16 protein-coding genes, 1 pseudogene and 1 other annotated feature are annotated in these 15,858 nt (G+C 35.2%); of the genes and pseudogenes, 15 read left to right on the top strand and 2 right to left on the bottom strand.

All coding sequences use genetic code 11. The features are described 5' to 3' along the window. Window positions 1-5: 5 nt before the first annotated feature. The 7 genes from HT730_RS06895 to HT730_RS06865 all read left to right on the top strand — a co-directional run bounded on the left by HT730_RS06895 (window position 6) and on the right by HT730_RS06865 (window position 6,200). A complete protein-coding gene (locus tag HT730_RS06895; protein ID WP_173307166.1) occupies window positions 6-980 on the top strand; it encodes a nucleoid-associated protein in 975 nt (324 codons plus the stop codon). Continuing rightward, window positions 980-1,594, top strand: a complete 615-nt coding sequence (pmp23, locus tag HT730_RS06890; RefSeq protein WP_004254352.1) for a cell wall hydrolase Pmp23 — start codon at window positions 980-982, stop codon at window positions 1,592-1,594. The genes HT730_RS06895 and pmp23 overlap by 1 nt, the downstream gene beginning before the upstream one ends. A 73-nt stretch (window positions 1,595-1,667) precedes the next feature. After that, the gene (locus HT730_RS06885; protein ID WP_173307165.1) at window positions 1,668-2,642 is read left to right on the top strand and encodes a DUF1002 domain-containing protein; all 975 of its coding nucleotides are present in this window, start codon (window positions 1,668-1,670) and stop codon (window positions 2,640-2,642) included. A gap of 73 nt (window positions 2,643-2,715) precedes the next feature. Beyond that, window positions 2,716-4,074 (top strand): 23S rRNA (uracil(1939)-C(5))-methyltransferase RlmD, encoded by a 1,359-nt coding sequence (gene rlmD / locus HT730_RS06880; protein ID WP_173274494.1) that lies wholly within the window; start codon window positions 2,716-2,718, stop codon window positions 4,072-4,074. Window positions 4,075-4,296: 222 nt separating this feature from the next. Beyond that, a complete protein-coding gene (locus HT730_RS06875) occupies window positions 4,297-4,863 on the top strand; it encodes a hypothetical protein (RefSeq protein WP_050971352.1) in 567 nt (188 codons plus the stop codon). 321 nt (window positions 4,864-5,184) lie between these two features. Continuing rightward, the gene (locus tag HT730_RS06870) at window positions 5,185-5,373 is read left to right on the top strand and encodes a hypothetical protein (protein WP_000179769.1); all 189 of its coding nucleotides are present in this window, start codon (window positions 5,185-5,187) and stop codon (window positions 5,371-5,373) included. Window positions 5,374-5,435: 62 nt separating this feature from the next. Beyond that, window positions 5,436-6,200, top strand: a complete 765-nt coding sequence (locus HT730_RS06865; protein WP_173307164.1) for an ATP-grasp domain-containing protein — start codon at window positions 5,436-5,438, stop codon at window positions 6,198-6,200. Window positions 6,201-6,373: 173 nt separating this feature from the next. On the opposite strand, the gene HT730_RS06860 is transcribed toward HT730_RS06865, so the two are convergent. Further along, window positions 6,374-6,976, bottom strand: a complete 603-nt coding sequence (locus tag HT730_RS06860; RefSeq protein WP_345890238.1) for an AbiH family protein — start codon at window positions 6,974-6,976, stop codon at window positions 6,374-6,376. 11 nt (window positions 6,977-6,987) lie between these two features. Then, complete coding sequence (locus tag HT730_RS06855) at window positions 6,988-7,359, bottom strand: AbiH family protein (RefSeq protein WP_172934770.1); 372 nt, start codon at window positions 7,357-7,359, stop codon at window positions 6,988-6,990. Between the two features lie 185 nt (window positions 7,360-7,544). Here HT730_RS06855 and HT730_RS06850 point away from each other — a divergent pair, with 185 nt between their 5' ends. The 8 genes and pseudogenes from HT730_RS06850 to ppc all read left to right on the top strand — a co-directional run bounded on the left by HT730_RS06850 (window position 7,545) and on the right by ppc (window position 15,328). Next, entirely contained in the window at window positions 7,545-7,889 is a 345-nt protein-coding gene (locus tag HT730_RS06850; RefSeq protein WP_001127479.1) for a hypothetical protein, read from the top strand. A gap of 75 nt (window positions 7,890-7,964) precedes the next feature. Beyond that, window positions 7,965-8,801 carry a hypothetical protein gene (locus HT730_RS06845; RefSeq protein WP_240151475.1) on the top strand — a complete coding sequence of 279 codons (837 nt, stop codon included), beginning with the start codon at window positions 7,965-7,967 and terminating at the stop codon, window positions 8,799-8,801. Between the two features lie 202 nt (window positions 8,802-9,003). Next, window positions 9,004-9,240, top strand: a complete 237-nt coding sequence (locus HT730_RS10535; protein ID WP_240151474.1) for a hypothetical protein — start codon at window positions 9,004-9,006, stop codon at window positions 9,238-9,240. A gap of 53 nt (window positions 9,241-9,293) precedes the next feature. After that, on the top strand, window positions 9,294-10,064 hold the full coding sequence (locus tag HT730_RS06840) for a hypothetical protein (RefSeq protein WP_172934769.1): 771 nt from the start codon (window positions 9,294-9,296) through the stop codon (window positions 10,062-10,064). A gap of 28 nt (window positions 10,065-10,092) precedes the next feature. Beyond that, entirely contained in the window at window positions 10,093-10,710 is a 618-nt protein-coding gene (locus HT730_RS06835) for a DNA alkylation repair protein (protein WP_173307163.1), read from the top strand. A 215-nt stretch (window positions 10,711-10,925) separates the two neighbouring features. Next, window positions 10,926-11,240: pseudogene (locus HT730_RS06830) on the top strand (transposase family protein); the annotation flags it as partial. Between the two features lie 143 nt (window positions 11,241-11,383). Continuing rightward, on the top strand, window positions 11,384-12,607 hold the full coding sequence (locus HT730_RS06825) for an FtsW/RodA/SpoVE family cell cycle protein (RefSeq protein ID WP_173307162.1): 1,224 nt from the start codon (window positions 11,384-11,386) through the stop codon (window positions 12,605-12,607). A 24-nt stretch (window positions 12,608-12,631) separates the two neighbouring features. Then, window positions 12,632-15,328 (top strand): phosphoenolpyruvate carboxylase, encoded by a 2,697-nt coding sequence (gene ppc, locus HT730_RS06820; protein WP_173307161.1) that lies wholly within the window; start codon window positions 12,632-12,634, stop codon window positions 15,326-15,328. 69 nt (window positions 15,329-15,397) lie between these two features. Then, window positions 15,398-15,615 (top strand) — a binding site (T-box leader). Window positions 15,616-15,858: the final 243 nt, after the last annotated feature.

The following is a 15,858-nucleotide window of genomic DNA, read 5'->3' as shown; positions in this document are numbered from 1 at the left end:
CTTTTATGGACATTTATATTAAGAAAGCCATTATTCACCAGTTCAGCCCAGATGATACCGAGCTGTTCTTAGCGGATAAGTTTCTCAATATTACTCCAAAAATCGAAGAATACCTGCGTAGAAAAATTGAACGTGTGTATTCAGATGAAGCCAAGACTGGGATTTTCGAAGAAGAAAATCCCTTCTTCAATCATATCACAGACGATTTGTTGGAGACATCAGTAACACTGGCTAATCTCTGGAAAGAAGAGTTCAGTATTTCTGAAAATCTCAAGACCAATGACTTGATTTTTGTGCAATTTTCTAAAGAAGGCGTGGAGCATTTCGCTTTCTTGCGAATTGCTCTGCGGGAGACATTGACCCACCTCGGAGGAGAAGTTGATAATCCAATCAAGCTAACTCAGAATAACCTGCCTGGATTTGGAACAGGAGCTGATGAGGCCTTGGTTGTCAATCTTCAAAGTCGAAAGTATCACCTGATTGAAAAACGAATCAAGTACAACGGGACTTTTTTGAACTATTTTTCAGATAATCTTCTTGCCGTTGCCCCTAAGATTTCACCCAAGAAATCTATCAAAGAACTAGAAAAAACGGCTCAGAAAATTGCTGAATCTTTTAACACAGATGATTTTCAATTTCAATCTAAGGTCAAATCAGCGATTTTCAACAACCTAGAAGAAAGCAATGAATTGTCACCTGAGAAATTGGCTAATGACCTTTTTGATAACAATTTGACGGCTCGTTTGAGCTTTATTGACCAAGTTAAAGAAGCTGTCCCAGAACCTGTTCAATTTGATGAAATTGATGCCAGTCGTCAATTAAAGAAATTTGAAAATCAAAAACTCTCCTTGTCAAATGGAATTGAGCTCATCGTTCCCAATAACGTCTATCAAGATGCCGAGTCTGTTGAGTTTATCCAAAATGATAATGGAACCTACTCTATCTTAATCAAAAATATCGAGGATATCCAAAGTAAATAATGTTTAAACGAATTCGAAGAGTGCTTGTACTAGCAGTCTTCCTTTTTGCTGGCTATAAAGCTTACCGCGTTCACCAAGATGTCAAACAAGTCATGACCTATCAACCCATGGTGAGAGAAATCTTGAGTGAAAAAGACACCCCAGCAAACGAAGAGCTTGTGCTCGCTATGATTTATACCGAAACAAAAGGAAAAGAAGGCGATGTTATGCAGTCTAGTGAGTCTGCAAGTGGTTCCACCAACACCATCAATGATAATGCCTCTAGCATTCGGCAAGGCGTTCAAACTCTGACAGACAATCTCTATCTAGCCCAGAAGCAGGGGGTAGATGTCTGGACAGCTGTTCAAGCCTATAATTTTGGTCCTGCCTATATTGATTTTATCGCTCAAAATGGCAAGGAAAATACCTTGGCTCTTGCCAAACAGTACTCTCGTGAGACTGTTGCCCCCTTGCTTGGCAATACCACTGGAAAGACTTATAGTTATATTCACCCCATTTCCATTTTTCACGGTGCCGAACTCTATGTAAATGGAGGAAACTATTACTATTCTAGACAGGTTCAACTCAACCTTTACATCATCAAATGTTTCACTCTCTTTTCGACATCTGGCTAGTCCAGGTGTTTTTGTTATAAGTTTTCTTTAAGATAGATATATTACTCTAGAAAGGTAAAGGAGGGAATTCCCTATGAGAAAGAAACTCTTTCTGACCAGTGCTGCGGTCTTATGGGCAGTAATAGCTATGAATAGTGTCCATGCAGCAACTGATGTTCAAAAAGTCATCGATGAAACCTATGTTCAACCTGAATATGTCCTAGGTTCATCATTGTCTGAAGACCAAAAAAATCAAACCCTTAAAAAACTAGGTTACAATGCCTCAACAGACACCAAAGAACTCAAGACCATGACACCTGATGTCTATTCTAAGATTATGAATGTGGCCAATGACTCTAGCTTACAATTGTATTCATCAGCCAAGATTCAAAAGCTAGGGGACAAATCGCCACTTGAGGTCAAGATTGAAACACCAGAAAACATCACTAAGGTGACTCAGGATATGTATCGAAATGCCGCAGTAACCTTGGGTGTGGAACATGCCAAAATCACTGTAGCAGCCCCTATTCCAGTTACTGGTGAAAGTGCTTTAGCAGGGATTTACTATTCGCTAGAGGCTAATGGAGCCAAGGTGCCGCAAGCCAATAAAGACTTAGCTCAAGAAGAGCTAAAGGCTTTGTCAGATATCAATGTTGAAAATAAGGACAAAACTGGCTATGATGCTAATAAATTGAACGTTGCCCTAGCCGATATCAAGTCAGGACTCGCCAAAGCTAAAGAAAGTAAGGGAAATCTGACAGAGGAAGATGTCCGCAAAATCGTTGAAGATACCTTAAAAAATTACAAACTTGATCAGGTCATAACAGGAAACCAGATCAATATTATCATCAATTTTGCTTTAAATCTCTCAAAGAGTGATATCCTCAGCAATGCAGATTTCACTAAAACCCTAAATGACCTTAAACAAAGTATTGTTTCACAAGCTGGCGACAGTTTTAAAAATATCAACCTTAACTTTGATGCTGATAAGGCGCTAGAGGACGGCGGTAATTTCCTAAGCGCCCTCTGGCAAGCCATTGTCAACTTCTTCAAGAGTTTTGGTTCTTAAGAAATTTCATGGTATAATAGATGGTAACCGTAACGTTGCCGTCTTTTTTGTCGGCCAATAGAAAGAGAAGAGAATGTTAAAGAAAAATGATATTGTAGAAGTTAAAATTGTTGACTTGACCCACGAAGGTGCAGGAGTTGCCAAGGTGGATGGTTTGGTCTTTTTTGTAGAGAATGCTTTACCGAGTGAAAAAATCCTCATGCGTGTCCTTAAGGTTAATAAAAAGATTGGTTTTGGGAAGGTTGAAGAATACCTTATCCAGTCACCACACCGTAACCAAGACGTAGATTTGGCTTACCTGCGTTCAGGAATCGCGGATTTAGGACATCTTGCCTATCCAGAACAGCTCAAGTTTAAAACCAAGCAAGTCAAGGATAGTCTATACAAGATTGCTGGGATTGCTGATGTAGAGGTTGCTGAGACGCTTGGTATGGAAAATCCAATCAAGTACCGCAACAAGGCACAGGTCCCTGTTCGTCGAGTAAATGGTGTCTTGGAAACTGGGTTTTTCCGTAAGAATTCCCACGATCTCATGCCACTGGAAGATTTCTTTATCCAGGATCCTGTAATTGACGAGCTAGTAGTAGCCCTACGCGACTTGCTCCGCCGTTATGATTTGAAACCTTATGATGAAAAGGAGCAGTCTGGCTTGATTCGTAATCTTGTGGTGCGTCGCGGACACTATTCAGGTCAAATTATGGTTATTTTGGTAACAACTCGTCCCAAAGTTTTTCGTGTTGACCAATTGATTGAACAACTGATTAAGCAGTTCCCAGAGATTGTGTCTGTTATGCAAAATATCAACGACCAGAATACCAATGCGATTTTTGGTAAGGAATGGCGCACACTTTATGGACAAGACTATATTACGGATCAGATGTTGGGAAATGACTACCAGATCGCTGGACCAGCATTTTACCAAGTCAATACTGAAATGGCTGAAAAACTCTATCAAACAGCCATTGACTTTGCTGAATTAAAAGAAGATGATGTGGTCATTGATGCCTATTCTGGTATCGGGACGATTGGCCTCTCCGTTGCGAAACATGTCAAAGAAGTTTATGGTGTTGAAGTCATTCCAGAAGCGGTTGAAAATAGCAAGAAAAATGCTAGCTTGAACGGCATTACTAACGCCTACTATGTCTGCGACACAGCTGAAAATGCTATGAAAAATTGGCTCAAGGAAGGAATTCAACCAAGCCTTATCCTAGTGGATCCACCAAGAAAAGGACTCACCGAGAGTTTTATCAAAGCTAGTACCCAAACAGGAGCTGATCGCATCGCCTATATCTCCTGCAATGTCGCAACCATGGCGCGTGATATCAAACTCTACCAAGAATTGGGATATGAGTTGAAGAAAGTACAGCCGGTTGACCTATTTCCCCAGACGCATCATGTCGAATGTGTAAGCTTGTTGGAGAAACGTAGTTAATCCTCAAAAGGTTCCCCAAACCTTTTGAGTCCGCCAATGGGATAGCTGTCGTAGAGTAATAAGTTTACGACGAAACGATAGGGTAACAGCGAACCGCTGAGTATGTAGCCTTGAAATGATGTTTTAAGAAGGTGGAAAAAAGAATTTGCTATATCCTAAGGGTAACTAATCAGTATTATATTCTGAAAAATCAATCTACGGATAATTTAGATGAGGTTATAAATGATTATATTAGAGTTATATCAAAATAATTATTCTAAAGATTTAGTCGCATTTGATTCCATAAAAGATGGGAAAGCCTTTGTAGCTCAAATTCCGGGATACACTCTGGAAACAGAAGATGGTTTTGAAGTGGAGTATTTTAATCCTAAAAACATACCGGATTATATGGAAATTATTTTTAACGGAAATATTGTTCCTTTATCTAAATTTATGTTCGATCCTGAGGAAAATGTAGACATTATTTGGAAAGAGATTTCAAATTTATCCCTCAAAAATGATAGAGTAATCGAAGGATATTCAAAAATCGATGCATATGTCGTTAACAACCATGAAGTTAAAGCCTATGTCGAAACAAGAGAAACGAACTATCGTAAAGCAAAAGACTTCTTAGAAAGCCGTGGATATGAAATCGACAGAAGCTTTTTCGGAAGTGAAGACGGCGAAGCGATTCTCTACAGAAAAAAAGGTGCCGAAGATTGGCATTTCTTATCACATTTAGACTCAATGTTTGTAGAGATTGAAGATGTAGAAGGATATGTTAAAGAAGAGGTGGGAGAGATTCAATAGTCAAGCAAAGTTCCTTGTGAGTATGTACCTTTGCTAGTAAAAGCGTCAAAACGTTGTAACGAAGGGGGTTAAGAAAACCCTTGAGTGTAAGCCTTCTTCTTGTTTAGAGGGAAAGTATTAGAGTAGCCGCTCATAATTTATACTAGATTTGATAACTTATTTGAGATAGATTTTATTTCTATAAATACTGTGAAAATTTTTTAATACTAAAGATTTAAAGTTACTATGTTAAAAATTCTCTCCACTTTTAAACTAATGTATTATAAAAGCCAGTTGACACAAGTGTTACACCTGTGATAGAATTAACTAGAGGTGAAGAAAATGGCAACCGATAAAAATAGAATAATGATTAGCTTGGATGATAAAAATCTAGAGAAACTTGAAAATTTAGTAGAAGATGCTAGAGATAGAAGAGGAATGCGACTAACAAAGTCCCAGGTTATAGAATTACTCCTAAATACTGTTGATTATTTCGATGATATTATGGGAGCTATTTACTCAAAAAAATAAGAGCAAAAATGCTATTATTTTTTTACAAACAGGTGCAACACTAGTGAAGCAGGAGTGATGAAATGGTTGTTTATATTAGACAAAGCAAACTACCAAGTGAAGTTTCAATTAATAAATACAATGCTCAAGTAGGTGCCTACTTACAAGGAGAAGAAATTATTTTATATCAATCTTTTTCTGAAATAGAACAGTTAACAAGTGAAGATATAGTTGTAGATTATATAATGGAGACTAGAGCATTGCTAAAAATGATGGGGTTAAACGTTCCAGTTTATGACTATCCTATTGAGCTTAAAGAGTTTTATGGTCGAAAGATTTATGCAGGTGTTTTAGGAGAGATTGTAAATATACCTGATAATTGGGGAAAATTTATTAAACCCAAAGCTGGTTCAAAAATCTTTACGGGAAGAGTTGTTAATGGAACCCGTGATTTGATAGGTATTGGTCTAACTCTCGACTATCCTATATGGATTAGTGAGGTTGTAGAATTCATAGCTGAATGGCGTTGTTTTGTTTTAGATGGTCGCGTGTTAGATGTTCGGCCCTATACAGGTGATTATCATACACAATTTGATCCTAGTGTAATTGATGAAGCCATATCATGTTGGAAAGATGCGCCAATAGCTTATGGACTAGATATCGGTGTTACTAGTGATGGCAGGACACTTGTTGTTGAAGTAAATGATGGTTATGCATTAGGAAATTATGGACTATCTCCTTTAAAGTCAATCAATTTTCATAAAGCTAGATGGAAAGAAATGGTAAAACCTTATTTTGAAAGAAACGATATTTTTATTATGCCTAAAAATGAAAATATAAGTTTCTAAAAGGGACAGAAGTAAATCTGTGTTTGACTGCAACTAGTAAGTTGCAGTTTTTTGTTTTGAATAATGATATAATAGATTAAGAAAATAATGAAAACGCTATATATTTGAAAGTTGATTAGGAAAGCAGGAAGTATGGAAACAATCGATATTTTTTGCCTTTAGAGTCTTAAATTTTACATCATATTAATAAATTGAACCACACCATTATATCCCCAATTTTTTAGGTTGTTCTGTATGTCGTTCTTATTTTGCTCAGTAAGATAATAGTCGTTGACATAAAATTTTGTATTTGAATCAGTATGTTTAATAATCTCTTTCAAATACGGAATATCAGGTATGTCAGATGGTACAATATTTAGACCGAAATCATAGACTTCTTCCAAAGTGAATAGGCTATTAAAAAAATCTATATTTTCTTTCAAAAGTTTTCTAACTGGTTTAATTAGTAATGAATTATGAAGAATGTCTTGTAATATTAAAGGCACTTCACTTTTGAAATCTACAACTAAATTGTTTTCTGTACCTATTTTATCAGAGTTTGTAACTTGACCATGTATATTACAAATTTTATTTTTTTCAATGTTATATTTTATTTCTAAAACAGTAGTGCAATTAAAGACCAAATAAAAAGCAGCATTTGAATACGAATCAATGAGTTTGCTTCTAATTTTGATTTTTTCAGGATTCTGTATTTTTGAGTTTATCCAATCAAAGAAGGCAGCATTTTGACATAATTTATATACACAAACTAAATCATTTAATTTTGTTAAACAGATGTTCTTATCCTTTAGAATTTGTTTGAAAGGTATCTTAGAAAGTTTTTTTCAAATTCATTCCATGTAATATTATCGACATTTTTATCATGATTTGCATATTCGGTTAGAGTGAAAAAGAATTCATAAGCTTCTAGATTACCTTCATGATAGTTAGACCCATAATATCCGCCATCTTTAAATGATTTTTTGCTATCTTCATCGACTTCAGGGATAGTTAAATTTTTAAAACCTTCAAGTTCAATTCTATTAATAGCATTATTAAAGTCAAATTTACTACCAAATTCTTTACAAGTGTCTATTATGAACTTTCTAAAATCATTGTATCCTGTGTTTAATTGATAGGCCATATCAAACCCATTTCCAATAATAAAAAGTGTATTCAAGTTTTCTACCTCCTGAAATATATTATACCAACTTATTGAGATAAATAGTAGTAGACCTATATTACATATTTTAAGATGTGGAACTTATTAATTTTATTATTAGGGAAAGCGACTAGATAGCATCGTATCAAGATATTTTTACATAGATGATATTGCATTTTGAATTATAACAAAGGAGTACTAACATGCCGAAATATACCGACGAAGATATTAGAAAATTAAATAAAATCACATTAAAAATTGCTGGTGATTATTTAGGTATAAGTTCACAGGCAGTTGCTATAGGTCTTAGAAATAATCTTCTTCCAATTGGTTTTGCTATTCATAACGAAGAAAGAGACAGACGTTTCACTGAGAGTTGGTCATATCATATTATTGCTGAAAGAATGATTTCATACAATCACGGTAAGCTATCAGAGATTCGTGTTGAGAATATTGAAACTAGTTTAGATAAAATTATAGAGGAATTTAACGGTTTAAAACAAGATTTACTTTTTATATTAAGCGAAAATGCAGAAGTGAAGAATTAGAAGTCTTTGAATTTGCGTTTTCGCTTGGTAAATATAAAAACGGTGATGTAAAATATAAGGGTAAAGGTGTTTCAAATGAAGATGATAAAGACCTTTTCTATAGAAGAACTCTATGAAGAAATCTGGGAGATAAGTGCAAAACAAATTGCATTGAAATATGATTTAAGCTATTCAGACTTACTCAAGAAATGCAAAGAATTTGAAATTCCAATTCCAAATGGTAGTTATTGGTATCGTAAGAATACTGGACAAGATTTAAGTGAACTTATTATTCCATTACCACAAAATGACGTAAATGAAGTTCATATTGATAGAAAAAGTCTAAAGAACAATAGAATAAAACCTAGTAAACATAAAGAAGAAAGTTCGGAAGATAAAAATAAAGATATTTTTAAGCTTGATACAACTAGTATAAGAAGTTCATTATCATTTTTAGAGGACGATAAAATAGAACTTATTATCGAAGTCGTTTCAAACCTAAACCAATCTCCAAATAAGAGATTACATAAATCTGTAGCTAATCTAAGAGATAAAATCGCAGAGTGGAATAAGAGGGAAAAAGCTGCTTCCTATCCTTACTTTGATTCTAGACACAGATATAATGATTTAAAAGAACCTAAATTTGTAAAAAATATTTCACTAAATTCTCTTCCACGTTTATATCGCTTTTTAGATACTCTAGTTACTGTAATTGAAAGAATCGGTGATAATGTAACTTCCAATTTGGATATTCAAATTGATAAGGATATCGTTCGTTTTGAAGTTATAGAATCAACAGACAAAGTAAGTCATGAATTAACAAAAGAAGAAGCTAAAGAACTAGCAGAGTACAATGATAGCGTTAAGTTTAATAGATATGCTTTTAAACCAAGAATAAAGAAGTATGACTATATTCCAAATGGAAAATTTTGATTTAAGATAATAGATGGTAAATACATTAAAGATACTAAAGAATTCACACTTGAACAATCAATCCCAGAAATAATTGTTTTAATTTACCAAGAGTATTATAAAGTTAAGAACTTACGACTTGAACGTGAAGAGAGAGAAAGACTATACGAAGAAGAACAAGATAGAAAAAGAAAATTACAAAATAGAATCGAAGAAGAGGACAATGTCTCTTCTTAATACACTAGAAGATTTTCAAACAGCAAATGATTTAAGACTGATGGCTGATAAACTGGAGATAGCGGGGAAGCTTAGCAAAGAAGAAATTGATTGGATTAGATCCAAAGCTGACTGGATAGACCCAATAGTTTCTTCAACAGACGAATTACTAGGGATTAGAAATCATGAAAATTCTAGAGAACAAAAAGAACAATATCTGAGTGAGAAAAGGTACTACTGGTAACTTTATTTTTCAAATGTTTATTATAGAAAGCTGTAAATAATGGAGTTATAATTATGACAACTAGTCCAGAAAATAATAAGTTTATAGAAAAGACAACAAGGGCTTTAGATGTAAAAAAGAAAGATCCAAGACTTGGAGTTAGAGGCTTTGAATTTGATAATTCAACATCTGAAAAAGATTGTGTTTTGGTTATTGGTTTAAATCTTGCAGGAAATGAAGAAGCTGCAAAAAATGAGAAAACTAACAAGACATATATGTATAGTTTGAAAAATAGCATTAAAAGTGATTATGTTTATAATAAATACTATAAACCTATTTATGAACTAATGAATGATATCTTTGATAATGATGCTAAATGGCATTGGTGTAATAAATCATGGGATATTTTAAGTAAAGAAATTGAACATTCTGAGGGCAAAGATTTTTTAGATGTGATACATGAAGAGTATTTAAATCACCAAAATAGTAAAGTATCAATCTATATTGGAGATATGTTCTACTATCATGAAACAAGCTCTAAAAAACTTCCACTTAAAAAATCAATATCTTACCCTCAATACTGCAAAGAAATGTTGGAACTTCACATTGAGTCTCTTATAGAAGCTGGTAAAAGTATAAAATTTGTATACATAAATAATTCACAAGTTTCTCAATGGTTGTGTGATAGTAATATAAATACATTTACAGTTTTCGGGGATAGGAAAATTCCTGTTTTCTTTGGAAGGATGCTTTCTGGTGGTATTGATTCGTTTTCAAGATTAAGATTAGTAAATGAAATCCAAGATTATTTAAATAATCTTGAATCAAAAAAAATAGAAAAATAATTAAAATTCAGTGACAGGGTCAAGTTACATGAAAGAATATATTTTAAATTTAGAAAAAGAATTCTCTTTAATAGAAAATAGATTTAAAGAAGAAGAGAAAAGAGCTCTTGCTGACTATCTATCAAATGATATTGCGTATACCAAAGAATTAGCATTTTTAGCCTTTAAATCCAATGTATATCAAGTTAGAATGTACAGTGTATTTCTCTTTGGATATTTGTCATCGTATGAAGAAATTTTGATCTTCATGAGGGATGAGGTTTCAAAGGATGACAATTGGAGAGTTCAAGAAGTATTAGCAAAAGCATTTGATGAATTTTGTAAGCAAACAGGTTATGAAAAATCACTTCCGGTTATTGACGAATGGTTACAAAACACTAATCCAAACGTTAGAAGAGCTGTTACAGAAGGTTTGAGAATATGGACGAGTAGACCATATTTCAATGACAATCCAGATGAAGCTATTAAACGAATCGCAACATTAAAAGAAGATTCTAGTGAATATGTTAGAAAATCAGTTGGTAATGCTTTGAGGGATATTAGCAAAAAATTTCCAGAGTTGATCAAAAAAGAACTTGATGGTTGGGATATTAGTAGTAAAGAGATTCAAAAAGTTTACAAGTTAGCAAGTAAATTTATAAAATGATAATTCTAAACTATAAAGTTAAAAAATGGTAACTATAAAATATTTTCATTCTAAAGTTTAATTTTAAACAACAACTCTATCACTTTCGTTCTATAATATAGAAGTTTGCTAGCACCACGCGTGGAGTGTGTAGGATTGCTTGAAAAAGCGTAAAAACCTTGTAACGAAAGGGATAATAGACTTCCTGCGAAACAAAAATACAATACAATAAAACTATGAATGATGAAGCAAGTAAACAATTAAGCGATAGCCGTTTCAAGAGCCTTGTAGGTGTTCAGCGCACGACTTTTGAAGAGATGTTAGCTGTGTTAAAAACAGCTTATCAACGTAAACGCGCAAAAGGTGGACGAAAAACCAAATTAAGCCTAGACGATCTCCTCATGGTAACTATTCAATACATGCGAGAATAGCGCACTTATGAACAAATTGCGGCTGATTTTGGCATTTTCGAAAGCAACTTAATTAGTCGGAGTCAATGGGTTGAAGAAACTCTTATTCAAAATGGTTTTACGATTTCAAATTCTGCCTTAATTCTGTAAAAACAGTAAAATTCGAAGGATTGTAAGGTAAGAGTTTTTTTCTTTCTGAAAAAATGGTATAATAGCAATCAAAACTAGAAAATAAAACGGAATTTGGAACAGATTTATCTGTATCCTAGTAGAGTGGTGATACTATGAAGATTAGTAAGAGGCACTTATTAAATTATTCCATCTTGATTCCTTACTTGCTTTTATCTATTTTGGGCTTGATTGTGGTCTATTCGACCACCAGCGCTATTTTAATCGAAGAAGGCAAGAGCGCCTTGCAATTGGTTCGAAACCAAGGAATCTTTTGGATTGTTAGTTTGATACTGATTGCCTTAATTTATAAATTGAGACTAGATTTTTTGAGAAATGAGCGACTAATTATTTTAGTTATATTGATAGAAATGCTTTTATTGTTCTTGGCTCGTTTTATTGGTATTTCCGTAAACGGGGCATACGGTTGGATTTCGGTTGCAGGAGTAACTATTCAGCCAGCTGAGTACTTAAAAATCATTATTATTTGGTATTTGGCTCACCGATTCTCCAAACAGCAAGAAGAAATAGCTATTTATGATTTTCAAGTTTTGACTCAAAATCAATGGCTTCCTCGTGCTTTTAATGATTGGCGATTCGTTCTCCTGGTTCTGATTGGAAGTTTGGGAATTTTCCCTGATTTAGGAAATGCGACTATTTTAGTCTTGGTTTCCTTGATTATGTATACAGTTAGTGGAATCGCTTATCGCTGGTTTTCAACCATTCTGGCGCTCGTATCTGCCGCTTCTGTCTTTGTCTTGACCACTATCAGCCTAATCGGTGTTGAGACCTTTTCAAAAATTCCAGTATTTGGCTATGTAGCCAAGCGCTTTAGTGCCTTTTTTAATCCTTTTGCCGATCGTGCTGATGCAGGTCACCAGTTATCTAATTCTTATTTTGCCATGGTCAATGGCGGTTGGTTTGGTCTAGGTCTTGGAAACTCGATTGAAAAACGAGGTTATTTACCAGAAGCTCATACAGACTTTGTCTTTTCTATCGTGATTGAAGAATTTGGCTTTGTGGGTGCCAGTCTTATTTTAGCTCTCTTGTTTTTCATGATTTTGCGGATTATCTTGATCGGTATCCGAGCGGAGAATCCTTTCAATGCCATGGTTGCACTCGGTGTCGGAGGGATGATGTTGGTTCAGGTATTTGTCAATATCGGAGGGATTTCGGGCTTGATTCCATCTACAGGAGTAACCTTTCCCTTCTTATCCCAAGGTGGGAATAGTCTTCTAGTCTTATCAGTGGCAGTGGCCTTTGTCTTAAATATTGATGCCAGTGAAAAACGCGCTAAGTTGTACCGAGAATTGGAAAATCAACCAATGAACCTTCTGTGAAGTAGAATAAAGAAAGGATAGTCTATGTCTCTTCAAAAATTAGAAAATTATAGTAATAAAAGTGTTGTGCAAGAAGAAGTATTGATTCTAACAGAATTGCTGGAAGATATCACTAAAAACATGCTTGCCCCAGAGACCTTTGAAAAAATCATGCAGTTGAAAGAATTATCAACGCAGGAAGATTATCAAGGTCTAAACCGTCTAGTGACTAGCTTATCAAATGATGAAATGGTTTATATTTCACGCTATTTCTCTATCTTGCCTCTTTTGATTAATATTTCAGAGGATGTGGATTTAGCTTATGAAATCAATCATCAAAATAATATTGATCAGGACTATTTAGGTAAATTATCAACAACGATCAAAATGGTTGCTGAAAAAGAAAATGCCGTTGAAATTCTTGAACACTTGAATGTTGTCCCTGTTTTGACAGCCCATCCAACACAAGTGCAACGCAAAAGTATGTTGGATTTAACAAATCATATTCATAGTCTTTTGCGTAAATACCGTGATGTTAAGTTGGGGTTGATCAATAAAGAAAAATGGCACAATGATTTGCGCCGTTATATCGAAATTATTATGCAGACAGACATGATTCGTGAGAAAAAATTAAAAGTGACTAACGAAATCACGAATGCTATGGAATATTATAACAGCTCCTTTTTGAAAGCTGTACCTCACTTGACGACGGAGTATAAGCGCTTAGCGCAAGCGCATGGTCTGGATTTAAAACAGGCTAAACCAATCACCATGGGTATGTGGATAGGTGGTGACCGTGATGGGAATCCCTTTGTTACAGCAGAGACCTTGAAGCAGTCTGCACTCACTCAGTGTGAAGTCATCATGAACTACTACGATGAAAAGATTTACCAACTTTATCGTGAATTTTCTCTTTCAACTAGCATTGTCAATGTAAGTAAGCAAGTCAGAGAAATGGCTCGTCAATCCAAGGATAACTCGATTTACCGTGAAAAAGAGCTTTACCGTCGTGCCTTGTTTGATATTCAATCAAAAATTCAGGCAACTAAAACCTATCTGATTGAGGATAAGGAAGTTGGGACTCGTTATGAAACCGCCAATGATTTCTACAAGGATTTGATTGCCATTCGAGATTCTCTACTGGAAAATAAGGGCGGATCCTTGATTTCAGGTGATTTTGTGGAATTATTGCAGGCAGTAGAGATATTTGGTTTTTACCTAGCATCAATTGATATGCGACAAGACTCTAGCGTCTATGAAGCCTGTGTGGCAGAACTTTTGAAATCAGCAGGAATTCATTCGCGTTATAGCGAACTAAGTGAAGAAGAAAAATGCCAGCTTCTATTGAAAGAATTGGAAGAAGATCCACGTATTCTTTCTGCCACTCACGCAGAAAAATCAGAATTATTAGCAAAAGAACTAGCTATTTTTAAGACGGCTCGTGTTTTGAAAGATAAGTTGGGAGATGATGTCATCCGTCAGACCATCATTTCACATGCAACCAGCCTTTCTGATATGCTAGAATTAGCTGTCCTATTAAAAGAAGTAGGACTGGTGGATACGGAAAGGGCGCGTGTTCAGATTGTTCCTCTTTTTGAAACAATTGAAGACTTGGATCACTCAGAGGAAACAATGAGACAATATCTTTCTCTTCCTCTTGCCAAAAAATGGATTGCCTCACGAAATAACTACCAAGAAATCATGCTTGGCTACTCTGACAGTAATAAAGATGGTGGTTACTTGTCATCATGTTGGACCCTTTACAAGGCTCAACAACAATTGACTGCTATTGGAGATGAATTTGGCGTTAAGGTTACCTTCTTCCATGGTCGTGGTGGGACTGTCGGTCGTGGTGGTGGGCCAACCTATGAGGCTATCACCTCTCAACCGCTCAAGTCTATCAAGGATCGTATCCGCTTGACGGAGCAGGGTGAAGTAATTGGCAATAAATATGGTAACAAAGACGCCGCTTACTATAACCTTGAAATGCTAGTATCGGCAGCTATTAACCGTATGATTACTCAGAAAAAGAGCGATACCAATACCTCAAATCGTTATGAAGCCATTATGGATCAAGTAGTGGATCGTAGTTACGATATCTACCGTGATTTGGTCTTTGGTAATGAGCATTTCTATGATTATTTCTTCGAGTCAAGTCCAATCAAGGCTATTTCAAGCTTTAATATTGGTTCTCGTCCAGCTGCTCGTAAGACGATTACTGAAATCGGTGGTTTGCGTGCCATCCCTTGGGTATTCTCATGGTCACAGAGTCGTGTTATGTTCCCTGGATGGTACGGGGTTGGTTCAAGCTTCAAGGAATTTATCGATAAAAATCCAGAAAATATCGCTATCCTACGAGATATGTACCAAAATTGGCCTTTCTTCCAATCGCTTCTTTCAAATGTTGATATGGTTTTATCAAAATCAAATATGAATATTGCTTTTGAATATGCTAAACTTTGTGAAGACGAGCAAGTTAAGGCCATCTATGAGACTATTTTAAATGAATGGCAAGTTACTAAGAACGTTATCTTGGCTATTGAAGGACATGACGAACTCTTAGCTGACAATCCATATCTAAAAGCTAGTCTGGATTACCGTATGCCTTACTTTAATATTCTCAACTATATTCAGTTGGAGTTGATCAAACGCCAACGTCGTGGAGAATTGTCCAGTGATCAAGAACGATTGATTCATATCACCATCAACGGAATTGCAACAGGATTGCGTAATTCAGGTTGATAATTTTCAAGAGTGAATATCAAAAAAATTCTCAAAGAGTCTTGACAAGTAGTTGAAAAATGATATAATTTAACCATTCAGAAAAGTAATCGTACAAACTTTTTAGAGAGTCTGTGGTAGCTGAAAACAGATAAGTGGTGATGATGAAAATTGGGCTGAATGTTATTTAGAATTTGAAATCATAAAAATTCGGTGAGCACACCTTACAGTGCATCTCGTGATTGCGAGACAGAGCGATAGGGAAATTTCCTATAATTGAGGTGGTACCGCGCATCGACGTCCTCACACAAGTTTTTTGTGTGAGGATTTTTTGATGGAGGTTAGTATGGAAAGAAAACGATGGCGTCGCTTGTTTATACTCAATGAAAATCAAAAAGCAAACTAGGAAGCTAGCCGCAGGTTGCTCAAAGCACTGCTTTGAGGTTGTGGATAGAACTGACGAGGTTTGAAGAGATTTTAGAAGAGTATAAAATGAAAAAGGGTGGCGGGGATATATTATCCCTTGTCGCCACCACTTGTAAGTCCTGAAA

Origin of the sequence: Streptococcus sp. k-628 (assembly GCF_013277475.1) — a bacterium.
Lineage (GTDB): Bacteria > Bacillota > Bacilli > Lactobacillales > Streptococcaceae > Streptococcus.
Note: the sequence above shows the minus strand (reverse complement) of the source record. Positions and strands in the feature narration are given on the sequence as shown.